Consider the following 23,699-nt stretch of genomic DNA (forward strand, 5'->3'; position numbering starts at 1 on the left):
TATCTGTCTTTGCGAGGCCTGGCGACGCTTAGCCTTCGATCTCCAGACGGCTCTGACCGTTGCCCGAGGGGCGCACCGCGATACGCACCGGAATGCGTTCATGCATCTCGGCCACATGCGATATGACCCCGACGCGACGGCCGCTGGCCTGCAGGCCATCCAATGCCTCCATCGCCAGCGCCAGCGAATCCGGGTCGAGACTGCCGAAGCCCTCATCGATGAACAGCGATTCGATGCGCAGCTCGCCGGAGGCCATGCCCGCCAGGCCCAGCGCCAGTGCCAGCGAGACAAGGAAGGTCTCGCCGCCGGACAGCGAGTGAACGCTGCGCAGTTCATCACCCATCTCGGTATCCACCACCACCAGCCCCAGCGGGCTGGCGCCGCGGGCCAGACGATAGCGACGTGCCAGATTGGTCAGGTGCAGATTGGCATGCTCGATCAGGCGCTCGAGATTGAAGGCTTGGGCGATGGTGCGGAACCTGGCGCCGCTGGCGCTGCCGATCAGCTCCGACAGCGCCCCCCAGCGCTGATGTTCGGCACGCGCGGCTGCGAGACGCTCGGCAAGCGCGGCGCTGCCACTGCGGCGCTGATCATCATTGAGTATCGCCGCCTGTGCCGTCTGATGGGCCTCGCGCACGGCATTGAGCGGTGCCTTGAGTGCCGTGATCAGACTGGCCAGCGCCTCGCCAAGCTCGCGGGTGTCGTCCTCGGGCCCTGGCGGCGCATCCGTCAGTGTGCCAGCGGCTCCTTCTTCCGGGGCCTCCTGCAAGCGGGCCTGCAGACCAGCATGCACCGCCAATGCCTGCTCGGCCTGGCCGCGAATGACGCCGAGCTCTTCAGCCCCTGATGCACCGTCTGCCTGCGTATCGTCTCCAGTCGTGTCCTCGGCGGGCGCTGCCAGCTGTTCGAGCGCTGCCTGCCAGTCGGAGGTCCGAGCGGCCTGCCAGTGTTTGAGCTGACGCGCATTGCGCTCCTCACACAGGGCATCCGCGCGTGCGACTCGCTCGTGGGCGCTACGCAGTTGCTGGCGCAGTGCCTGCAGGTCGTGATCCTCGACGGCCAGCAACTCCTCGATACGCGCGTCATCCAGGCCAGGGTTCGCGGCCTGCCAATGCGCGCGTTCGCTGTCGAGCGCGCGCTGCTCCTCTTGCAGCTCCGTCTGGCGTTGCTGCAGGTTGGCCTGCTGCTGCGTCAGCTGCTGTTGCTGGTCGCTCAGCTCTTGCAGCGCCTGACGCGCATCTTCCTGCTCATTGCGCATGCGGGTGGTCAGCGATTCGACCCAGTCGGACCAGTCGCTCACGCTGGCATGCTGTCGCCTGGGGTCTGCGCTCAGCTGCTGGGCAAGCGTGCCGCTCAGCTGCTCGATCTCGCTCGCCAGCGCCGCGATGCGTGCCTCACACTGCTGAAGCTGCGCTTCGCCGTGCTGGCATTGCGTCGTCAGCGTGGCGTGGCGTGTCGCCAGTGCCTGGCGTTGCTCCCGCAGCGGCGTCAGCTGACGCAGCGTCGTCACCAGCGCGTTCTGACGGGCGTCCAGTTCGCCAAGGCGCTGCTCGATCAGTTCCAGTGCTCGTGCGGCAGGCAGCTGGGGCAGGGACTCAAGCAGCGGCTGCTCTGACAGCGAATGCCGAGCCAGAATGTCGGTCAGATTCGACTGACAGGTCTGCGCCTGCTGCTGCAGATGTTGCCGCTCCGTGTGCAGCTGCGCCTGTTCCTGCTGCAGGTAGCCGAGCTGCTGCTCGAGACGTGCGTGCTCGTGACTGGCCGCCTCCATGGCGTGCTGCGCGGTGGCCGTGGCCTGTCGGCGCTGTTCAAGGCGCTCGCGGGCCTGCTGTTCCAGCTGAGCGATCAGCGCCTCGGCCGGCGCGGCCTGGGCGGCGGCGGGGTGCTCATGGCTGCCACATACCGGACATTCCTCGCCATGGACCAGCCCACGGCGCAGCGCCATCACGTTGTCGCTGCGTGCCAGACGCTCCAGCTCCTGCTGGCGGCGCTCGGCGTCTTCCTCGTGGCGCGCCTGATCACGGGCCTGCAATGCCTGGGCCTGCCGGGCAGCCACCTCGCGCAACGCCTCTTGCTGCCGAGGCAGCTGCTGCTCCAGCTCGACAAGGCGCTGCTGGACCTCATCACGGCGGGCCAGGCCATTGATCTGCTCGCTGAGCACAGGTTTCAGCTGCAGCAATGCATCGCGCTGACGTTGCAGCTGGTCCCGATGGTCTTCGGCATCGCTCAGCGGCTGGCCGGACTCGTCGACTAGCGTCGCCTGCAGCTGCTGGAGTTGCTGATCCAGCTGCTGGCGCTGTCGATCCTGTGTCTCCAGCTCCTGCTGATGGTGGCCGAGCGTGTCGCGCAGGCGTTGCTGCTCACTCTGCTGGCTGACATGTGTCTCGCGTTGTTGCGCCAGACGCGAGGCCACCTGACGGGCCTCTTCCAGCTTGGGCAGTTGCTCGCCACGCCAGGTCTCGCAGCGCTGCATGCGTTCATCGGCGGCCTGCTTGTCGGCCCGGGCCTGCTCGGTGCGTGGTGACAGAGTGCCGAGCTGTTGCTGTACCCGGGTGAGTTGCGTGGTCAGCTGGGCATGCTGCGGCGCGATCGCCTTGAGGCGCAGCAGGGCAGGGCGAATCGGCGCGAGGGCTTCCAGGGCGCTGAGTTGCTCGCGCTGACGGGATAGCGCAGCACTGGCGGCGTGAGCCTCCTTCTGTTCAAGCTGCGCCTGACCCAGGGCCTGTTCGAGCTCGCCCGCCGTGGTGGTCCACTGGTGATAGGCCGTCAGCGCATCATGCTGTTCGCTGAGGCGGGTCATGGCCGTCTGGCGTAGACGGACCTCATCCTCGAGTGCCTGGCGCTCGTCCGGGCTTGCCGGCAGCTGGCCATCCAGCTGGCGTTCGAGCTCGTTGACGGCCTCGCGGGCGCTGCGCTCACGCTCGTGGGCGGCGATCGAGATATCGGAGTAGTGGCCGGTATCGGTCAGTTTCTCCAGCAGCTCCGAGCGCTCGTTGTCGTTGGCGCGCAGGAAGGCGCTGAACTCGCTCTGGGCCAGCAGTACGGCGCGGGTGAACTGCTCGAAGTTCAGTCCCAGTCTGTCGATGATCAACGCCTTGGCGTCATTGCTGGTGGTATTGAGGGTCTGAGCTGACTGGGTGTCATCGGCCGTGGGCAGCAGCTGGAGATGTTGCTTGGCGTTCTGCAGGCGTCCGCCGGGCTTGCCGCGCGCGCGGCTGACCGTCCAGCCGGCGCGATAGCGCAGGCCATCGCGGCCGATGAAGTCCACCTCGGCCTTGCCTTCGCCGCAGCCGCGCCGGAGCAGGCTGCGCGGGTCCTTGAGGGTCAGCTGATGCTCGCCGACATCCTCCAGCTGACCGCCGCTCGGGGTCTGGCGCAGGCGTGGCGTGGTGCCGTAGAGCGCCAGACACAGGGCATCGAGCAGCGTGCTCTTGCCAGCGCCGGTGGGGCCGGTGATGGCGAACAGGCCCGCATCGGACAGCGGCGCCTTCTCGAAGTCGACTTCATGCGCGCCGGCCAGCGAGGCCAGGTTGTCGAGGCGCAGGGCGAGGATCTTCATGACTGACCTCCCTTGGCCTTGTCTGCCGAGGCTGTCTTGTCGTCCTGGCGACTGGGCTTGGTGGTCTTGCTCGGTTCCCCTGCCAGGCGTGCCTCACGCGCGATCTCGACCTCCTCGAGCAGCTGGGCGAAATCCTCGATCAGTGACGGGGCCGGCTCGCTGTCATAGGTGGCGCGATAGTGGCGCTCGAACAGCCCCATCGGCCCCAGTTCATCGAGCTTCACGCCCTTGGGCGCGCGATTCTCGGCGCTGGGCGCCGGATAGCGGGTGACCAGCTTGATCAGCCGCAGCGGCGCGTCTTCCAGCAGTGCCTCGATGCGCGCGCGCAGGTCGATCACGGGCGCCTCCAGCTGCACGCTCACCTCAAGCCACGGCCAGCGTGCCGGCTCGAGTTCACGGTCTGCCTCGGCGACCAGCGCCGTGAGCTGGGCGGTGATCTCGGTCAGCGGTGCAGGCCCGATGCGCGTGAGCGCGACATGGCAGGGCACGCGATGCTCCTCGACGCCCACGAGTGTCTCGTCTTCGAGAGTGATCTCCAGCACGCGGTGACCGTAATCGACCTCGGAGAAGTCCATCGCCAGCGGCGTGCCGCAATAGCGGATACGCTCCTGGCCGCCCACGCGTTGCGGACGATGCAGGTGGCCGAGCGCCACATAGGCGATGTCGTCGGGGAACAGGCTGGTCGAGAGCGCCTCTTCGCCCCCCATCAGGATCGGACGCTCGCTGTTCTCGGAGACCTCGCCGTCTCGCATGTGCGCGTGGCCCATGGCGATCAGCGCCTCGCCGGGCTGGCGGGCGGCACGCGCCGCGCTGACCAGCTGCTCGTGCACACGGGCCACTCCCGCGCGATAGGCCTCGCTGCGGGTGCGCTCAGGCTTGTCCACGTCCTGCGACTCATCCTCGCCAGCTCCCAGGCCGGTGACCTCGGCCGGGCGCAGAAAGGGCACCGCCAGACACAGGGCGCGGCGCTTGCCATCACGATCATGCAAGGGCACCAGCAGATGCTGGCAGTCGAGGCTGTGGGCATCGCCGCCGTCGGCGGAATCATCCACCCAGCGCACGCGACCCAATGCATGCGTCTTGAGACGCGCGAGCAATGCGGCTGGCAGCTCGATGCGTGAGCCGGAGTCATGATTGCCGGCGATCATCACGATCTCGAGCGCCGCGTCCTGCTCGTGGGCGCGCACGATGAAGTCGTAGAGCAGCTCCTGGGCGGCGAGGCTCGGATTGACTACATCGAACAGATCACCGGCGATCAGCAGGGCGTCCGGGGTCAGACACTTGAGCCGTGCCAGCAGCCAGTCGAGAAAGGCGGCATGTTCGACATGGCGACTCTGGCCATGGAAGCTCTGGCCGAGATGCCAGTCCGAGGTATGCAGAAAGCGGAAGCTCACGATGCGTTCCTTGCGGTGTCAGAAGAAGAATCACGAACCCGGTCGAGCTGACGTCCGAGTCTGGATGTGCTCAGTGTACGGATTGCGTCTGGTCGGGCGAAGGGGAGGGCATCATGTGTCGTGCATCTGGAGCGCATTTTCAGGCAGTTGATCTGGATCAATCCCGTTCACGGGCAAAATCGACAAAAGTCGCTACGCTGAAAGTCGAGGCCTGTGTCGAAATTCGACAAGCCCCGGCGATGGCAGCGTCAGGGTGGCTTCAGAAAGGCAGGAATCGATGGACGACCAATGAACAACAATCAGGCCGGCAACATGGGAAGCCGTTGCCGATGCCCAGAGATGACAGGAAGGAATCGCAATGCGCCACGGTCTTTTTGCCTCACCTCGCCCCGATAACCTCGGCCTGCATGATGGGCTGCTGGCACCAGCCCCGAGTACCCCCAACGGGGTCAGCTCCCAGGCCTCCGACAGCAAGCATTACGTAGCGCCGCTCCCGATGCCGACGGACTGTTGCCTGAGCGCGATGGAGAAGATGCACAGCATCATCGAATCCATGGGGCATGCGGAAATCATCAGTACGGATGACGGTTATCTGCATGCGGAATTCCACACGCCCCTGCTGGGCTTCGTCGATGACGTGGAAATCGTCTGCAATGAACAGGAAGGCGTCTGTCATGTACGCAGCGTGTCACGCATGGGACATTCCGACCTCGGCAAGAATCGTCAGCGGGTCGAGGATATCCGTCATCGCCTAGAAGGCTGGGGTTACTGCAGCTGAAGCTGCCCCGAGAAGGGCATCGCTCACGTCGATGCGCCATCTTCACCTCGCCAATGCACCTGTGTGTCTCCCGACGACTTCCCATCACCCCGGTCTGCCTGTTCAGGCGCCGGGGTGTTTCGTCTGCGTCTTTCGTGCCTGATCTGCCTGGCCGGGCTTTCATGTCCCTTCGCGCGCTTGCGACATTTCGTGTCCCTCGCTGCAGAAACCGCCCGTAATCCGTGAGCGGGCGCTACCCAGCCACGGGCGTGTTTGCTACTCTGGGTGCGTTACATGAGACGCATGACTGCATCGAGCAATATTGTATTTTTCGCAATACAGTGATGCAGCGTACGCTGGCAGGATTCCGCACCATCGCCACGCCCGGGGCAACCCCGGTGCTTTCCGCCATTGCGCTCGCTAGGACGCCTGACCGTGGCGTCTGCGAGGCTTGTGCTGAAAGACGACACGACAACAAGATGCGCGGCGCGTGAATCACTCTTGACCATCGCTGGACACCAGCCCCCGCTAACACAGAGATCCATGAACGATTCCGTCCCCGCAGCGGGCTCAGCCACCGCTGCCCACGATTTGCCCAACGAAAATTCGCTCAAGCGTGGTGACATCAAGGTACTTGGCCTTTCCGCACTCGGCGGCGCCCTCGAGTTCTATGACTTCGTCATCTTCGTGTTCTTCGCCACCGTCGTCGGTCAGCTGTTCTTCCCGCCCGACATTCCCGAATGGCTACGTCAGGTGCAGACCTTCGGTATCTTCGCCGCCGGTTATCTGGCGCGCCCGCTGGGCGGCATCATCATGGCCCACTTCGGCGATACGCTGGGTCGCAAGAAGATGTTCACGCTGTCCATCTTCATGATGTCGCTGCCGACTCTGCTGATGGGCATGCTGCCGACCTATGCCGTCATCGGCATGTGGGCGCCGCTGCTGCTGATCATCCTGCGCATCTTCCAGGGTGCGGCAGTCGGCGGTGAGGTGCCGGGGGCCTGGGTGTTCGTCAGCGAACACGTCGCACCGCGTCACAATGGTCTGGCCTGCGGCACCCTGTCGATGGGGCTGGTGGGCGGCATCCTGCTCGGCTCGCTGATGGCCAGTGCCATCAACAGTGTCTATACCCCGCAAGAGGTGAGTGATTTCGCCTGGCGGATTCCGTTCATCATCGGTGGCGTGTTCGGGCTGTTCTCGGTCTACCTGCGTCGCTGGTTGCACGAGACCCCGGTCTTCGCCGAGATGCAGCAGAAGAAGGCGCTGGCCGCCGAGCTGCCCTTGAAGATGATCCTGCGTGAACAGCGTCCGGCGATTGCCGTGGCGATGGCCGTCACCTGGGTGCTGACCGCCGCCATCGTGGTGGTGATCCTGATGACACCGAGCCTGATCGCGGAGCTCGAGGGGCTGACTCGTGCCGCCGCCTTCTCCGCCAACAGTCTGGCGATCGTGGCGGTGTGCATCGGCTGCATCGTGTCCGGTTACATGGTCGATCGCATCGGTGCCGGGGTGACCCTGGTGCTGTGGAGCGCTCTGCTGGGCATCACCTACTGGGTCTTCCTGGCCACCATGCACTCGGACCCCAGCCTGCTGGTGCCGCTCTACTGCCTGACCGGCTTCAGCGTCGGCATCGTCGGCGCGGTGCCGAGCATCGCGATCCGCGGCTTCCCGCCGGCAGTACGCTTCACCGGGCTGTCGTTCTCTTACAATGTCGCCTATGCCATCTTCGGTGGCTTCACGCCGATTCTGGTCTCGCTGATGATGACCGTCTCGCCGCTGTCGCCCACCTGGTACGTGGCGGCGCTGTCGCTGATGGGCGTGGTGCTGGGTCTGTGGCTGGCGCTCAGTCCGCGCGGCCGCGAGCTGATGGAAATCACGCGCTGAGCAGAGCACTGACTCGGCGCCAGGGCGCCTGTTCCCGACCAGTCAGGCATTCATCTGTCTGAAAACGCGCATCACCCTCCGGGGTGGTGCGCGTTTTCGTTTGGGCCAGCGCCGAGGCGACGCTAGGATGGAGGCACTCGTCACGCCTCGCTCTCGACTCGTCTCGCCTCGGCCATGAGGGCTCGGGGGCTTTGCCAGCAGGATGCCCGCATGTTTACCGTTCTTCACGCCAATCACCTCGAGGATCTGCGCGATCTGGCGCTCAAGGTGATCAAGGCCGCTCCCCAGCCTCCGCTGGTGCCGGAAACCTTTCTCGTCCAGTCCAACGGCATGGCCCAGTGGCTGAGGTTGTCATTGGCCGAGGCCGATGGCATCGCTGCCTCGGTCGATTTTCCACTGCCCTCAAGCTTCGTGTGGCGTGCCTATCGCGGGGTCCTGGGTGGCGTGCTGGGCGACGAGATTCCGGAGCTGTCACCCTTCGACAAGGGCCCGCTTGCCTGGCGTCTGCTGCGCCTTTTGCCGGGCCTGCTGGCCGATGAATCCCAGGCGGAATGCTATGCGCCGCTCAGGGATTACCTGTGTCGCGATGAGCGTGGCCAGCTGATCGAGGCAGTCGATGAGGGTGCCCTGCCTGCACTGCCCGAGGGGCCGGAGGCAGAGCGTCAGCAGTGGCAGCTGGCCTGCCAGCTGGCGGATCTCTTCGACCAGTACCTCAACTACCGTCCCGAGTGGGTGCGCAGCTGGGAGAGCGGGCTGGAGGATGACAACTTCCGCGATGCCTTCGCGCGTCAGCAGGCCGCAGGCGAGCTGCCCGCCAATCTGCTGCCGGACAACCTGCCCGCCAGCCAGAAATGGCAGCCGGCCCTGTGGCGTGCGGTACTGGCGGATGCGCCGCCCAGCAGCCGGCAACATCACCGTGCCGCTCTGCATGGTCGCTTCGTCGCGGCCGCGCGCGCGCTGGAATCACTGCCCTCATCACGCCGCCACCCGTTGCCGCCACGCCTGTTCGTGTTCGGCATCTCGGCACTGCCGGGGCAGACGCTGGATGCGCTGCATGCGCTGTCCGGGGTGATGGACATCTACCTGATGATCACCAATCCCTGCCGTCATTACTGGGGCGATATCGTCTCCGACCGCGAAGCCGTGCGGCGCAGTATGAGAGCCGACAGCCTGCGCATGGACAGCGAGCGCGTCGCGCGACAGCGTGCCCGTCACCCCGAGGCACCGGCGCTGACCGGGCTGGCGGAGGAGGAGCTGCACCTCAAGGCCAATCCGTTGCTGGCCGGGCTGGGTGCCCAGGGGCGTGACTTCATCGTCAATCTGTATGAATTCGAGAGCGCGCTGTCCGGGCGCGACAGCGGTTTCGATCTCGAACTGGACGTCTTCGTGCCGCGCATCAGCGAGGATACGCCGCCCGAGCAGGCACCGCTGCTGCATCAGATCCAGGATGAGATTCTCGAGCTGGTGCATCCCGGCGAGCGCGCCCTGGCCGAGGGAAGTCCTCGCAGGCTGGAGGCGCAAGATGATTCCATCAGTCTGGTCAGCGCCCACTCGGCGCTGCGCGAAGTCGAGATTCTGCATGACCGCCTGCTGGCGGCCTTCGAACGTGCCCACGAGGCGGCCCGGCAGGGGGAGGGCGAACCGCTGCGGCCGCGCGACATCCTGGTGATGGTGCCGGACATCGACCGATATGCCCCCTATATCGAGGCGGTGTTCGGTCAGCTGCCGCCGGGCAATCCGCGTCATATTCCCTTCACCATCGCCGACCGGGTGGCCAGTCAGGCCAATCCGCTGCTCGGACTGGTCTTGATGCTGCTGGAGCTGCCGGAGCGCCGCCTCGGCGTCAGCGAGGTGCTGGATGCACTGGATGTCGCCGCCTTCCGGCGTCGCTTCGCCATCGAGGAGGGCGAACTTGAGCGCCTGCGGCGCTGGCTGGCCGACAGCGGCGTGCGCTGGGGACTCTCCGGTGAGCACCGTGAGCAACTTGGTTTCATGCCCCTCGACGAGAACAGCTGGCGCTTCGGCCTCGAGCGCATGCTGCTGGGCTACGCTACCGGCTCCCCGGCGGCCGGCGCCCCGGCGGCCGGCGGTCCGGCGGCCGGCTCCCCAGTACAAGGTGAGCAGAGCGCCGACCTGATGGACGGCCTGATGGATGGCCTTGTCGACATGAACGGCCTGAGCTTCGATGGCGTGGTGCCCTTCGATGAAGTGGCCGGTCTCGAGGCCGAACTGGCAGGCAAGGTCGGCGAGCTGATCGAGAGCCTGGATCGCTGGCGCCGCTGGCTGGACACCTCGCGTACGCCAGCGGACTGGGCGACTACGCTGCAGCGATTGTGGGAGGAGAGCCTCAGCCCGGACAGTGCCGAGGAATTCGACATTCTGGCGCGTCTGCAGGCGGCGCTTTCCCGCCTCGACAAGGGCTGGCAGCAGGCCGGTTTCGATGGCTGTCTGTCGCTCAAGGTGGTGCGCGAGGCGCTGCGTGGCGAGCTTGACAGCGGCGGTCTCGCCCAGCGCTTCCTTGCCGGTCGGGTCAACTTCGCCACCCTGATGCCGATGCGTGCGATTCCCTTCCGCGAAGTGCACCTGCTGGGCATGAACGATGGTGACTACCCGCGGGTGCGCATGCCGCAAGATTTCGATCTGATGGCCAGCCGCCCTCAACCGGGAGACCGCTCACGGCGTGACGATGATCGCTACCTGTTCCTGGAGGCGCTGCTGGCGGCGCGGGATCGCCTGTCGATCTCGTGGGTCGGGCGTGACCAACGCGACAACGGCGAACGGCCGCCCTCGGTACTGGTCGGGGAACTGCTTGATTACATCGAGCTGGGCTGGACCCCCGAGACGCATGCCGAGGCACCGGGTGTCTCTCGCGAAGCTGCCCTGCGCGAGCGTCTGATCACCGAGCATCCATTGCAGCCCTTCTCTCGGCGCTACTTCCATGCCTCCCAGGCGACGGCTGGCGATCTGTTCAGCTATGACGCCAGCTGGTCGAGCCTGTATCGCGCGGCGGGTCAGGCTCCAACCTCAGAGGCCTCCCCGGCGAATCAACGCGAAGCCAGTCAGGCAAGCGCGGCGGGGGCGGCCGCCTTGAAGCAGCTGGTGGAGCAGGCGCCGGAGTCCCATCTGCGTCTCGGCGCGGACTCGCTGGCGCGCTTCCTGCGTCGTCCCTGGCAGCTGGGGCTGGACCGCGTCGGCGTGCGCTTCCGCGATGCCGAGGTGCCGGATGAGGACAACGAACCCTTCGCCCCCGACGGGCTGGAGAACTTCACCCTGACCCGCGAGCTGCTGGACGCCGCGCTCACCGGACAATCCTTGCCGCTGGCCGCCGAACGTCTGCGCCGGGCCGGGCGCCTGCCGGCGCTGGGCTTTGCCGATGCCTTGATCGAACCGCGCCTCAAGCGTCTCGATCAGCAGCTGGCCAGCTGGCGTGATCAGCTCAGCGATGCCACCTCGCTGCCGCCGCGCACCCTCGAGGTACCGCTGATCATGCAGGATGAGGACGGCAGGCCCTTGCGGGTGACGCTCACCACGCGTCTGATCAGCCGTCGGCAACTGCGCGATGACGCCGAGGGCGAGAGCCGCCTGCTGGCCACGTTGGAGGCGACCCACTTCGGCACCCTCAAGCCCGGCAAGGAGGGCCGCTACAAGAAGCTCGGCAAGCCGCATCGTCTGCTGGCCGGCTATCTCGACTGGCTGATGGCCAACGCGCGCCCCAGCCTCGGGGAGGTGGCGGGTGATCAGGGCACGCGCCGTGAAGGCTATCAGTGGCTGGCGGTGTTCGAGGACCGCTGGCTGCTGTTCCCCGCGCTGCGTATCGAGCAGGCCGAAGCCGCGCTGCGCCATCTCGTCAAGGCGTATGCCCAGGGCTGGCAGGCGCCGCTGGCCGCCGCGCTGGAACTGGCGACCACCCTCTGGGAGGTAGTGGGCGAGGAGGATCGCAGTGCCTTGTTCGGCGCACTCAAGGCGCAGGCCGCTGACGGCACGCCAACGCTTGAGACGGCGCTGGCCGCCATCCACAAGCCCTGGCTTGCCGACAGCCTGTCGCGCGCCATGGAAACCCGCTTCACGGAAGACATCTTCAAGGGCCCCCAGGCACTCAGGCGACAGGAAGGCGCGCTGGGCGAGCTGTGGCCGGAGTTCGATGCCTTCGCCCGTGCGGGCGGCGTGCTCAACAGCGTGCAGCTCTATCAGCCGTTGATCGAGAGCATGATCGGCGTGCGTCAGGGCATTCTCGGCGAGCGCGCGGTGGAGCTCTCCACCGGGAAGGGGCAGTCATGAGCGATACCAGAGTGGAAGGAATGAGCGGTGTGGAGAGTGGCGTGAGGAGTGGCATCGCTCAGGACAAGGAAGCGGCAATGAGTGACGAGATGGATCCGAGCCAGCAGGGCCAAGCCCTCGATATTCCGACGCTGCCCCTGCTCGGTCAGCATCTGATCGAGGCGAGTGCCGGCACCGGCAAGACCTTCACCCTCGCCGCGCTCTACGTGCGGCTGGTGCTCGGCCCCTTGCCCGGGCAGGCGGCCAGCGTGAGCTATCCGCGTCCGCTGACGCCGCCGGAGATTCTGGTGGTGACCTTCACCGAAGCCGCCACCGCAGAGCTGCGTGACCGCATTCGCGCGCGCCTCAAGCAGGCGCGTGAGGCGCTGCTGGGGCGTGCCAGTCCTGATCCGGTGCTGGCTGAATTGCTCGCGCCGCTGCTGACATCCTCACCTGCCGAGGACGCATCGCGCCTCAAGGCCGCGGCGGCGCGGCGCCTCGATCAGGCCGCGCGCCTGATGGATGACGCCGCCATCTTCACCATCCACGGCTTCTGTCAGCGCATGCTCAGTCGGCATGCCTTCGATGCCGGCGGACGCTTCGGCGCCGAGTTGCTGCAGGATGGTCAGTCGCTGCTGACACGTTGCGTCGAGGATTACTGGCGCTGCGAGTTCTACCCGTTGGCTCGCGAGTGGCAGGCCTTGATCCGTGGGCGCTGGGCCGGCCCGGAAGCACTGGGAGAGGAACTGCGCGGCCTGTTGCGTGACGGCACGCCACGCCCGCTGTATCGCGACGGTGAATGTCTTGAGGCCCCGCAAGACCTGAGCGAGCTGCTCGGCAATGCCGAGCAGTGGCGTCAGCAACAACAGGCCGCGCGGCGCGCCGTCGAGGAAAGCTTCGATGAGCCGGCCATCCGCGACGTGATGGGCGAGGCCTTCGCCAGCAAGGCGCTCAACGGCAACAGCTACAAGGAGGCCGAGCTGGAGCCTCGCCTGGCGGCGACGGCCGCCTGGCTGGCCAGCGGCGAGCACGACTTCGCCGCCGACATGCTCGACAGCAAGAAGCTTTGCTGGCTGAGTCAGGCCAAGCTCGAGAAGGGCACCAAGAAGAACTGCCAGACGCCGCGCCATCCCTTCTTCGCGGCGCTGGACCTGCTGGCCGAGGTGCCCGCCCCGGACGCCGTGCTGCTGGATCAGGTCGCCGTGCACGCGCGTGACAGTGTCGCCCGCGCCCTGATCTGCGAGAAGCGCCGTCTGGGACTCTGGGAATTCTCGGACCTGCTCAATGATCTCGACCACGCGCTGGACCCTTCGCTCAATGGCGAGGCCAGCCAGCGTCTGGCGCGGCAGATCCGTCAGGAACTGCCGGTGGCGATGATCGATGAATTCCAGGATACCGACCCGGTCCAGTACCGCATCTTCCGGCGCATCTATCCACAGACGGCGGGCGATGGCTCGCTCGATGAGCAGCACGTTGACGCTACTGACAGCGACGAGGCTGACGAGGCTCCCAGCACGCTGTTGATGATCGGTGACCCCAAGCAGGCCATCTACGCCTTCCGCGGCGCCGATATCGACACCTATCTGGCGGCGCGCCAGGTCACCCCCTCGCGCTTCACCCTGCCGCGCAACTTCCGCTCCAGCGCCGCGATGGTGGCGGCGGTGAATGCGCTGTTCGCCCAGCATCCTGCGCCCTTCGGCAGTGAGGACATTCCCTTCCAGCCAGTCGAGGCCCAGGGCACGCGCACCCGGCTGGTGCTGCGGCATCCGGATGGCCGCGAAGAGGCCGCCTGTGCACTGAATCTGTGGTGGGCCAACGGTGAGCGCCTGAGCGCCGATGCGCATCGCCGCGACATGAGTCGCGCCTGCCGCACCCAGATCCAGACACTGCTCGAGGGCCAACAACGCCTGGCGGCGGGCGAGCCGGGGCTGGTGTTCATGGACGCGGGAGATGCGCCGCCGCGTGGCGTGGCCGCCAGCGATATCGCGGTGCTGGTACGTAACGGGCGCGAGGCCGCAGCGGTGCGTGGGGCGCTTGCCGAAGGCGGTATCCGCAGCGTCTATCTGAGCGAGAAGAGCTCAGTGTTCGACACGCCGGAGGCCTTCGAGCTGCTGCAGCTGTTCGAGGCTGTCGCCCATCCGCGGGATGACCGTCGTCTGCGCGCCGCGCTGGCGACACGCCTGCTGGCGGATGACCTCTCGCTGGTCGAGCGTCTCGGCGTGGATGAGCTGGCCTGGGAGCGTGAGGTCGAGCGCTTCGATGGCTATCACCGTGACTGGCAGCGGCGCGGCGTGCTGCCGATGCTGCGCGGCGTGATGCGTGACTTCCGGGTCGGTGAGCGGCTGGCGGCCCGCGCCGGGGGTGAGCGTGCCCTGACCGACGTGCTGCACCTGGGGGAGCTGGCCCAGAATGCCGCCCAGCGGCTCGATGGCGAACAGGCGCTGCTGCGCTGGTGGCATCAGGCACTGGAATCCGGCCATGAAGCGCTGGACAGCGACAGCCTCAGTCAGCGACTGGAAAGTGATGAGGGGCTGGTGCGGGTCGTCACCATCCACAAGTCCAAGGGGCTTGAGTATCCCATCGTGCTGCTGCCGTTCATGGCCAGCTTCCGCGCCGCCGAGCCGGACAGGAATTTCGGCCTGCTGACCCTCAAGCAGCGCTGGCTGGCTGAAGAGCAGGCAGAGGCCGATGCACAGCAGGTAGCCGGTGCAAAGACCGATTTGCCTGCGGCGGCAGAGTCGGACATGGCGCTGGATGACAGCATCCTGGTCAAGAAGCCCTCCAAGGAGGCCATCGCGGCGGCCGATCATGCACGGCTGATGGAAGACGTGCGCCTGCTCTACGTGGCGCTGACGCGTCCCAAGTTCGCCTGCTGGCTGGGACTGGCGCCCATCGGCAAGGGCGGCTTCAGCAAGCAGCTCAGCCTGCCCGTCACCGCCATCGGTTATCTGCTCGGCATGAGTGACAACGAGGAGATCGAGGCCAGCGCCATCGAGGCTGCCTTGTGCCGCTGGTGTGAACAGCAGTCTGCCGGACTCGCTCGCGTGTCCGGTCTGCCGGAGTTGCCCGGTCATGACTATCAGCCACCGGCGGAGCGCGATCAGCACTTCCATGGCGCGCGTCACTTCGCCGGCGGCATCGAGGATGACTGGTGGATCGCCTCCTACACCGCCTTGCTCACGGATGCCCGTCAGGTGACGGCGGCGCTGGAAGACACCGGCGATGCCGAGGATGATCGCGTGCCGGAAGGCGCCACCGAGATCGCGCTGGAAGAAGGCGAGCAGGGCCTGACGCGCCCGGACCGCGAGGTGGCAGGCCAGTCCGGCCCGCTGCTGGCTGGCGGCCTGCCGATGACGGTGGGCGAGATCCATCTGCATGACTTCCCGCGCGGACCGCGCCCGGGGACCTTCTTGCACGGGCTGCTGGAGGCGGTGGATCTCGATCGCCTCGGTGCGGATGACTATCGCGGCGAGCTTGAGCGGCTGGTGGGCTCGCGGCTGCATTTCGGTGGCTTCGATGCCAGCTGGCAGCCACGTCTCACCGACTGGCTGGAGCAGGCACTGACCCGCCCGCTGCAGGGCTTCGAGGGCGAGCCGATCCTGCTCAACCGACTCGAGGCCTGGCAGCCGGAGCTGGAATTCTGGCTGCCGGCCGTGCACGCGCGCAGTCTGCCGCTGGACGCCGTGGTCACCGCGCTGGAGCCGTTGCCGCGCTCGCGGCCCAGGCTCGCGCCACGCCGCATGCACGGCATGCTCAAGGGCTTCATCGATCTGACCTTCCAGTCCGGCGGCCGCTGGTACGTGTTGGACTGGAAGTCCAACTATCTGGGCGAGCGCCCCGAGGACTACCTCGGTGAGTCGCTGGCCCGCGCGATGGTCGAGCACCGCTACGACCTGCAGTACGTGCTCTACACCCTCGCGCTGCATCGTCTGCTCAAGGCGCGCCTCGGCGAGGACTACGATTACGAACGCTGCATGGGTGGCGTGCTGTATGTCTTCCTGCGCGGCCTGGATGCCGGCGGTGATTCACCCGCGCTTGCGGTGGATGAAGCCACGGCGACGCCCGGTAGGCCCCTTGAAGAGACAGCGACGCCCGGCGTGGCGACGCCCGGCGTGTTCCAGCGCCGGCCATCACAGGCGCTGATCGAGGCGCTGGATCTCTGGCTGGGCGGTGACAGTTCCGCATTGGATAGCCTGCTCCTTCACACCACCGACACCACGCCACTCACGCAAAGCGGCCAGCAGGGGGCCTTCGATGTCTGACGCCACGCCTTTGGAAACGCAGCAGCACAGCGCTGCCCCTGACGCCCCGACTGCCGAGACCCTGCTCGCCACGCTCGGCCTGTGGGTGGAGCTGGGCTGGCTCAGGCGAGTCGATGCCCATCTGGTGCGCTTCATGGCGCGTCATGTACCGGAGGCCCCGGCCAGCGTGCTGCTGGCGGCTGCGCTTGCCAGCCACCAGCTGGGGCGCGGGCATGTGTGCCTGTCGCTGTCGCGAGCGCTGGCCGAGCCACGCGCGACCCTGTCGCTGCCACCGCTGGAGCAGTCCGAGGCGCATCTTGCCGAGGTCAGCGTGGCCCTGCCGGAAGCCTTCCTGGCGGATCTCGATGCCGGCCGCTGGGCCGAGCAGCTGGCGGAATCGCGGCTGGTCAGCGTGCTGGCGCAGGCCGACTCCCCGGCGGGTCATCTGCCGCTGCGCCCGCTGGTGCTGGTGGGCGAGCGCCTCTATCTGCGGCGTTACTGGCAGGCCGAGCGTGAAGTCGCGGCGGGGCTGCGTGCGCGGATGGGGCCGAGCGAGGAGGGCGAGACGCGGGTCAGCGATGCGCTGGGCGAGCGTCTGCGTGAGCTGTTCACCAGCAATCAGCCGGACCCGCACGGCGCGCCGGACTGGCAGAAGCTGGCTTGTGCCCTGGCGCTGCGTCAGCGCCTGACGGTGATTTCCGGCGGCCCCGGTACCGGCAAGACCACCACCGTCACGCGCCTGTTGGCACTGTTGCAGGCGCAGGCGCTCTCTGGTGGAGCTGGCGGTGTGGAGGTGGAGAGCGGTGTGGTAGGCAGTGTCGGGAGCGATGAGACAGGCCATCCGCATGAACGGCGGGCGCTGGATATCCGACTGGTCGCCCCGACCGGCAAGGCGGCGGCGCGGCTGTCGGAGTCGATCCGCGGCGCGGTGGCGAAGCTCGAGGTGCCAGACGCGGTGCGCGCCGCCATCCCGCGTGAGGCAAGCACCGTGCACCGCCTGCTGGGTGCGCGTCCGGATTCCCGCCACTTCCGCCATCACGCCGGCAATCCGCTGGCGCTGGACCTGCTGGTGGTGGATGAAGCCTCGATGGTCGATCTCGACCTGATGGCGGCGCTGCTCGGCGCGCTGCCCGCCCACGCCCGCCTGATTCTGCTCGGCGACAAGGACCAGCTGGCCTCGGTGGAAGCCGGCGCCGTGCTGGGCGATCTCTGCGAGCATGCGCTGCCGCCGCGTTACTCACCGGCAGTGTGTGCAGACCTCGCCCGCCTGACCGGTGAAACGCTGGATGAGGCCATCGCCACGCCGGATGTCTCGGAGACGCAGGACACGGCAGACCGCGGCCGACTCGCCGATCACGTGGTGGTGCTGCAGAAGAGCTACCGCTTCTCCGCCGACAGCGGTATCGGTGCCCTGGCGCGTGCCTGCAATGCCGGAGACCGCCAGGCGCTGCGCGACGCCTGGAAGACAGGCTACAGCGATATCGCCTGGCTGAAGCTCAGCGGCCCGGAGGACCGCGATCTGGAGACGCTGGTGGTCAATGGCTATCGCCCGGCGCTGGAGGCCGTGCGTGAGCGGCGCCCGGCACGAGAGGTGATCGATCTGCTGCTCGAGTTTCAGCTGCTGTGCGCGCTGCGCCGTGGCCCCTATGGGGTCGATGGCCTCAACCAGCGTGTGGCGCGGGTGCTGATGCGCCGTGGGCTGATCGCCGAGGAACGCGGCTGGTACGCCGGGCGTCCGGTGATGGTGACGCGCAATGATCGCGCGCTGGGGCTCTACAACGGCGATGTCGGCATCACCCTGTCGGACCCCGCCGCCGGGGGACGCCTGCGTGTGTTCTTCCCGGTCGAGGAGGAGGTGTCGTCAGACGCCGAGCGTGATGGGCAGGACACCGAGATCCAGCGTTTCCACCGTGGCGTGCGCGCGGTATTGCCGTCACGCCTCGAGGCGGTGGAGACGGTCTTCGCGATGACGGTCCACAAGTCGCAGGGTTCCGAGTTCCGCCATGTGGTATTCGTGTTGCCTGAGGGTGCCAATCCGATTCTGACTCGCGAGCTGGTCTACACCGGCATCACGCGGGCCAAGTCGCGGGTCACGCTGGCGGGCACCCGCCGCGAGACGCTGGAAGGCGCCATTGAACGACGCGTGGTGAGAGCCAGCGGGCTGGTGCTCTAGACCGGACGCCGATGGATGATCGTCAGGTCTGGCCCCGCTGCGCTCGACAGGAGGAGGGGACATGACGGATGTCAGCAGTCGCGTGAAGGGAAGGCCGCAGCCACAGAGCGAGATGATTGCCGTACCGCTGGCCACAGCGGCCAGTCACCTCAAGGACCCGCAGGCGGCGGTGGCCGAGCTGGCCCGAAAGCTTGATGACTCGCTCGGTGGCCGCCAGCGGCTCGGCGGGGTGCTGTTCTTCTGCTCGGCAGATTACCCCCTCCCGGCACTGGGTCAGGCGCTGGCCGATGCCTTCGGTGAGGTAGCGGTGAGTGGCTGCACCACCGCCGGCGAGATCACGCCCGAGGGCTATGCGCGCGGCTCCATCACCGCCATCGGCCTGGCGCGCAGCGACTTCGCGCTGGCGCAGGTGTTGATCGATGATCTGAGCGGTTTCGACCTTCCGCGTGCCCAGGCGCTGAGTGATGAGCTGCTGGCGCGCTGTCGCGAGCAGGCCGTGGCGCCGGTGATGGGCAACAGCTTCGCGCTGACGCTGCTCGATGGCCTCTCGAGCAGTGAGGAGCAGGTACTGGCGACGCTGGATGCGGCGCTGGGCAGCATTCCCGCCTTCGGTGGCTCCGCCGGGGACGACAACCGGTTGGCGCATACCTATGTCTACGCCGACGGGGTCTTCCATGATCAGGCGGCGGTCGTGGTAGTGATCAATACGCGGCTGCCGTTCGAGGTCATCAGCACTCACCATCTTACGCCGCTGGCCGACAAGCTGGTGGTGACGGCGGTGGACCGCGATTCACGCCGCGTGCTGGAGCTGAATGCCGAGCCCGCCGCCGAGGAGTATGCGCGGCTGGCCGGTGTCGCGCCCGAGGCGCTGGAGGAGGCGGTCTTCGCGCGCTGCCCGCTGGCGGTGCGCATCGGTGAGGCGCATTACGTGCGCTCCATCCAGCGCGTGAATGCCGATGCCAGCCTGAGCTTCTACTGCGCGGTGGAGACCGGCATCGTGCTCACCGCCATGCAGGCCACGCCGATTCTCGCGCAGCTCGAGCAGCGGCTGGCCGAGGTGGAGGCGCGCCTGGGGCCGCCCGCGCTGACCATCGGCTGTGACTGCTTCCTGCGGCGCATGGAGATCGAGGCGCTGGGGCTGGAGGCAGAGGCCTCGCGTCTGCTCAGGCATCACCGGGTGATCGGCTTCAATACCTACGGTGAGCAGCATCACGGCATGCACATCAACCAGACCTTCACCGGCGTGGTGATCGGCCAGCGCCGTCTCACGGCCGATGGTACGGGAGGGCAGGATGGCGCCTGATACGCCGCTGACAGATTCCCGAAAGGACGGCCTGAGCGCTGAACTCGCCGCCCTCAAGGCGCGCAATCGCCAGCTGGAGAAGATCAACGCCGCCCTGATCGAACGGGTCGAATCCAGCAGCCCTTCACCGAGCGCGCCCTACGCCGCCTTCGAGCACGCCGTCCTGCTGGCGGATCAGGTGCGCGAGCGTACCGACGCCCTGCACCGCACCCTCGATGAACTGGGGGCACTCAATCGACGCCTGACCGCCGCCAAGGCCGCCGCCGAGGCGGCCAATCACTCCAAGACCCGCTTTCTCGCCGCCATCAGCCATGATCTGCTGCAACCCCTGAATGCCGCCCGATTGTTCGCAAGCGCTCTGGAAGAGCAGCTGGCGAGGCTGGCACTTGATGACCCCACGCCGCGCGACGCTTCGCCGGGCGAGCTGGTGGCGCGGCTGGGGCGCTCGCTGGCCGATGTCGAGAGCCTGCTGGGCACGCTGGTGGACATCTCGCGGCTGGATGCCGGCGTGCTGACGGCCGATGTCGCCACCTTCCCGGTGCGTGAGCTGCTGGATGTGCTCGCCGAGGAATATCGTCAACTGGGCGCTGCCCGTGGGCTGGAGCTGCACTACGTGGCCAGCCACCTGAGCGTCGAGTCAGATCTGCAGCTACTGGCGCGCGTGATACGCAATTTCCTGAGCAATGCGCTGCGCCATGTCCCGGATGGCTCGACGCGCGGACGCGTGCTGCTGGGGTGTCGCCGGCGTGGTGACTGGCTGGAGATCACGGTGGCCGACAACGGCCCCGGCATCGCCGAGCATCAGCGCGAGGTGGTCTTCCAGGAATTCCGGCGCCTGGCGCCGCGCCAGGACAACGAGCAGCGTGGCCTGGGGCTGGGGCTGGCGATCGTCAAGCGCATCACCGGCCTGCTGGAGCACCCCCTGTCGTTGGCCAGCACCTCGGGGCGCGGTGCCGCCTTCGCGGTGCGCGTGCCGATTCGACAGCCTGCCAATGTGATGGGCCCGTCGGCTGACGCGCCTTCTCCCGGTCAGCCTTGCGCGTTACCGCTCGCGCAGCCGCTGCTCGATACCGTTATCTGGGTGATCGAGGATGATCGGGAGGTGTGTGCCGGCATGCAGTCATTGCTCGAGGGCTGGGGCGCGAGTGTCCACTGCGCCGATACCGCCGAGGTGCTGTTGCGGCAGGCGCTGGCCGCGCCGCCGGAGGTGTTGATCGTTGATCATCAGCTGGGTGACGGGCAGCCCGATGGTCTGGCGCAGGCACAACGGCTGCGCAAGCGTTGGCCAGACTTGCCAGTGGTGGTGATCAGCGCGGACCACTCGGCGCCGCTGAAGGCCAGGGCACGCGCGCTCGGCTTCGGGTTCCTGCTCAAGCCGGTCAAGCCGCTGCGCCTGCGCCAGCTGTTGGTCAACCATCGCTGAGTTCCTGTCGCTGAGCTTTCTTTGCTGAGCTCTCGGCATTCGGAAACAAGGGAATCGGGGCGTTGGGGCAATGTGCAGAATTGAAGGAGGCTATCAGGCATCGCGGTAAATTTTAATGAGAATTGATCGTATTTAGCATGTATCCTCGTGTCATGACATCCCGCACACCCTTTCTCTGTTCGCGGGCCATTGATCTGGCAGGTTTCCCCCCCATGCTGAATATCATGTCCGATAAATCCGTACGTCATGCCGCCAGCATGTCGCTGGGCAGTGAAGGTGAAGCCTCTGCTGCCGGCGGTGTGCGCACCGCATCCCCTCTGTCCCTTGCGGGACGCCTGCGTCGCGCGCTGCCGTTTCTCGGCCCGGCGATGATCGCCGCCGTCGCCTACATCGACCCCGGCAACTTCGCGACCAACATCGAGGCCGGCTCCCGCTATGGCTATACCCTGCTGTGGGTGGTGCTGTGGGCCAACCTGATGGCGATGTTGATCCAGACCCTGTCCGCCCGGCTGGGGCTGGCCACCGGCAAGAATCTGGCGGAAGTCATCCGTGAGCGCTTCCCGCGTCCGGTGGTCTGGGCCTTCTGGGTGCAGGCGGAGATCGTGGCCATCGCCACCGATCTGGCCGAGTTTCTCGGCGCGGCGCTGGCCTTCAATCTGCTGTTCGGGCTCAGCATGCTGGAAGGGGCGCTGTTGACCGGTGCCATCACCTACGCGGTGCTGGTGATGCAGCGCTACGGCTTCCGCATGATGGAGATGATCATCGGGGCGATGATTCTGGCGGTGTCGGCGGGCTTCCTGCTCGAGATCATCCTCAGTCGTCCGCCGGTGGAGCCGATCATCTACGGCCTGCTGACACCAGGTTTCCCGGATAGCCATGCCATCTTCCTGGCGGCGGGTATCCTGGGTGCCACCGTGATGCCGCATGTCATCTACCTGCATTCCGCGCTGTCCCAGAACCGCATCCGGGTGCGTGACAGCGGTCAGCGTCGTCGCGTGATGGGTTACTACCGTCTCGATGTGATCATTGGCATGGCGCTGGCGGGGCTGATCAACATGGCGATGCTGGTGCTGGCCGCCAAGGTCTTCCATGGCAATGGTGAGACCGGCGTGGCTTCCATCACCGAGAGCTACAAGCTGCTGTCGCCGCTGATGGGCCAGAATGCCGCGAGCCTGATCTTCGGCTTCACGCTGCTGCTGGCGGGGCTGTCCTCGTCCATCGTCGGCACCCTGTCCGGGCAGGTGGTGATGCAGGGCTTCGTCAACTTCCGCATTCCGCTGTGGCTGCGCCGCGTGATCACCATGGCACCGGCCATCGCCATCATCCTGATGGGGCTGCCGGAGCAGCAGGTGCTGGTCGCAAGCCAGGTGGTACTCAGCTTCGGGATTCCCTTCGCGCTGGTGCCGCTGCTGATGTTCACCGCCAATCGCCGCCTGATGGGGGACCTGGTCAATCGTCACTGGGTGACGGCCATCGGCATGCTGGTGGCAGCGGTCATCATCCTGCTCAATGGCTATGTGCTGGTCGGGGAGCTGATGTAGGGCGAGTCACTCTGTCCCGACACCTGATGGGCAACGCCCCGGTTCGCGCCTCATTCGTGAGCGTTGGACCGGGGCGTTTCGCGTCGTGGGGCGGCAGAGGTCTCACTCGGGCCTGACACGGCAGGCAGGGCGTGGCTGGCCAGCAGGATCGCCTGCACCCGGCTGGCGACCCCCAGCTTGTGCAGGATGGCGGAGACATGCGACTTGATGGTGGTCTCCGCCACGCCCAGCTGCCAGGCGATCATCTTGTTGGACTCGCCCAGCACCATGCGCTCCAGCACGCCGCGCTGCTTGGTGGTGAGGGTCTGCCAGCGCCGCGCGAATTCAGCATCGCTGAGGCTCGGCGCCAGTTGGGGCGCTGGCGGTGGCACTGGTACCGATGATGCTGGTGCCGATGATGCAGATGATGCTGAGAGCGGCGCTGGACGCGGCGCAGCGCGCATCAACTGGGCAGGCACGTAGACCTCCCCGGCCAGCATGCGTGCGAGGGCATCGCGCAGGGTCTGCGCCGAACTCGACTTGGACAGATACCCCACCGCACCGAGCGCCAATGCCTCGAGTACCGTCTCGCGCGCCTCGTGGGCGGAGAGAATCGCCACCGGCAGCCAGTCTGCCTCCTCGCGCAGGCGCGCCAGGCCTTCCAGGCCGTGGCTGTCGGGCAGGTCGAGATCCAGCAGCAGCAGGTCGAGGCTGTCAGCATGATGAGCGATCACGCTGAGCGCTTCCTCGAGACTGGCGGCCTGCAGCAGCTCGTATTCTGGCGTAGAGCCGTCAGCGACGGCCAGATTCAGGGTACGACTGATGGCATCACGGAACAGCGGATGGTCATCCGCGATCAGCAGACGGTACATGAAGGCTCCTGGCCGGTCGTTGGCGGGCGATGTTCTGGTCATGACGTTCCAGGCCATGGCTTTCCTGATCATGACCTTGCTGACAATAGCTACCCTGAGCATAACGTCATGGCGTGGTGTCGTGCCTTGCGGCCTTCGCGGTATGGCCTGCCTTTCCTTTCTTCCTCTGTCTTCCTGTCCCATCTTTCTTGCCTGCCGGGTCTCTCCCTTTTCTCCTCCCAAGGGATGAGACGGTTTCCGCCCATGGGCGCATGTCGCGAATGCCACAAGTGAACAAGACTGTGAGGGTCGCCTGATCAAGCAGTTCTTGATGCAG

11 protein-coding genes are annotated in these 23,699 nt (G+C 66.7%); 8 read left to right on the forward strand and 3 right to left on the reverse strand.

Annotated elements, in window-relative coordinates; genetic code table 11:
- Positions 1–28: 28 nt before the first annotated feature.
- Together HXS66_RS05380 and HXS66_RS05385 are read right to left on the reverse strand one after the other, a co-directional pair.
- On the reverse strand, positions 29–3,559 hold the full coding sequence (locus HXS66_RS05380) for an AAA family ATPase (protein ID WP_176503023.1): 3,531 nt from the start codon (positions 3,557–3,559) through the stop codon (positions 29–31).
- Positions 3,556–4,953, reverse strand: a complete 1,398-nt coding sequence (locus tag HXS66_RS05385) for an exonuclease SbcCD subunit D C-terminal domain-containing protein (protein WP_176503024.1) — start codon at positions 4,951–4,953, stop codon at positions 3,556–3,558. The genes HXS66_RS05380 and HXS66_RS05385 overlap by 4 nt, the downstream gene beginning before the upstream one ends.
- A gap of 358 nt (positions 4,954–5,311) precedes the next feature.
- On the opposite strand from HXS66_RS05385, the gene HXS66_RS05390 reads away from it, so the two are divergent.
- The 8 genes from HXS66_RS05390 to HXS66_RS05425 all read left to right on the forward strand — a co-directional run bounded on the left by HXS66_RS05390 (position 5,312) and on the right by HXS66_RS05425 (position 22,532).
- Positions 5,312–5,731 (forward strand): DUF1499 domain-containing protein, encoded by a 420-nt coding sequence (locus tag HXS66_RS05390; RefSeq protein ID WP_077379176.1) that lies wholly within the window; start codon positions 5,312–5,314, stop codon positions 5,729–5,731.
- Positions 5,732–6,253: 522 nt separating this feature from the next.
- On the forward strand, positions 6,254–7,594 hold the full coding sequence (locus tag HXS66_RS05395) for an MFS transporter (protein ID WP_176503025.1): 1,341 nt from the start codon (positions 6,254–6,256) through the stop codon (positions 7,592–7,594).
- Between the two features lie 210 nt (positions 7,595–7,804).
- The gene (recC, locus tag HXS66_RS05400) at positions 7,805–11,872 is read left to right on the forward strand and encodes an exodeoxyribonuclease V subunit gamma (RefSeq protein WP_176503026.1); all 4,068 of its coding nucleotides are present in this window, start codon (positions 7,805–7,807) and stop codon (positions 11,870–11,872) included.
- Positions 11,869–16,113 (forward strand): exodeoxyribonuclease V subunit beta, encoded by a 4,245-nt coding sequence (gene recB / locus HXS66_RS05405; protein ID WP_176503027.1) that lies wholly within the window; start codon positions 11,869–11,871, stop codon positions 16,111–16,113. The genes recC and recB overlap by 4 nt, the downstream gene beginning before the upstream one ends.
- Positions 16,106–18,265, forward strand: coding sequence for an exodeoxyribonuclease V subunit alpha (gene recD / locus HXS66_RS05410; protein ID WP_176503028.1), 2,160 nt, complete (start codon positions 16,106–16,108; stop codon positions 18,263–18,265). The genes recB and recD overlap by 8 nt, the downstream gene beginning before the upstream one ends.
- A gap of 112 nt (positions 18,266–18,377) precedes the next feature.
- On the forward strand, positions 18,378–19,568 hold the full coding sequence (gene nosP / locus HXS66_RS05415) for a nitric oxide-sensing protein NosP (RefSeq protein WP_176503084.1): 1,191 nt from the start codon (positions 18,378–18,380) through the stop codon (positions 19,566–19,568).
- A complete protein-coding gene (locus HXS66_RS05420; protein WP_176503029.1) occupies positions 19,558–20,991 on the forward strand; it encodes a hybrid sensor histidine kinase/response regulator in 1,434 nt (477 codons plus the stop codon). Before nosP ends, HXS66_RS05420 begins: the two co-directional genes overlap by 11 nt.
- Positions 20,992–21,215: 224 nt before the next feature.
- Complete coding sequence (locus HXS66_RS05425) at positions 21,216–22,532, forward strand: Nramp family divalent metal transporter (RefSeq protein WP_255303108.1); 1,317 nt, start codon at positions 21,216–21,218, stop codon at positions 22,530–22,532.
- A 50-nt stretch (positions 22,533–22,582) separates the two neighbouring features.
- On the opposite strand, the gene HXS66_RS05430 is transcribed toward HXS66_RS05425, so the two are convergent.
- Complete coding sequence (locus HXS66_RS05430) at positions 22,583–23,383, reverse strand: response regulator transcription factor (protein WP_176503030.1); 801 nt, start codon at positions 23,381–23,383, stop codon at positions 22,583–22,585.
- Between the last annotated feature and the right edge of the window lie 316 nt (positions 23,384–23,699).

Origin of the sequence: Cobetia sp. 5-11-6-3, assembly GCF_013374055.1 — a bacterium.
Taxonomy (GTDB): Bacteria; Pseudomonadota; Gammaproteobacteria; order Pseudomonadales; family Halomonadaceae; genus Cobetia; species Cobetia marina.

Excerpts from the sequence above, each read along its gene's own strand:
- HXS66_RS05390 (WP_077379176.1), top strand. The coding sequence starts at position 5,312 with ATGCGCCACGGTCTTTTTGCCTCACCTCGCCCCGATAACCTCGGCCTG.
- nosP (WP_176503084.1), top strand. The coding sequence starts at position 18,378 with ATGATTGCCGTACCGCTGGCCACAGCGGCCAGTCACCTCAAGGACCCG.
- HXS66_RS05395 (WP_176503025.1), top strand. The coding sequence starts at position 6,254 with ATGAACGATTCCGTCCCCGCAGCGGGCTCAGCCACCGCTGCCCACGAT.
- HXS66_RS05430 (WP_176503030.1), bottom strand. The coding sequence starts at position 23,383 with ATGTACCGTCTGCTGATCGCGGATGACCATCCGCTGTTCCGTGATGCC.
- recB (WP_176503027.1), top strand. The coding sequence starts at position 11,869 with ATGAGCGATACCAGAGTGGAAGGAATGAGCGGTGTGGAGAGTGGCGTG.
- HXS66_RS05380 (WP_176503023.1), bottom strand. The coding sequence starts at position 3,559 with ATGAAGATCCTCGCCCTGCGCCTCGACAACCTGGCCTCGCTGGCCGGC.
- recC (WP_176503026.1), top strand. The coding sequence starts at position 7,805 with ATGTTTACCGTTCTTCACGCCAATCACCTCGAGGATCTGCGCGATCTG.
- recD (WP_176503028.1), top strand. The coding sequence starts at position 16,106 with ATGTCTGACGCCACGCCTTTGGAAACGCAGCAGCACAGCGCTGCCCCT.
- HXS66_RS05425 (WP_255303108.1), top strand. The coding sequence starts at position 21,216 with ATGTCCGATAAATCCGTACGTCATGCCGCCAGCATGTCGCTGGGCAGT.
- HXS66_RS05420 (WP_176503029.1), top strand. The coding sequence starts at position 19,558 with ATGGCGCCTGATACGCCGCTGACAGATTCCCGAAAGGACGGCCTGAGC.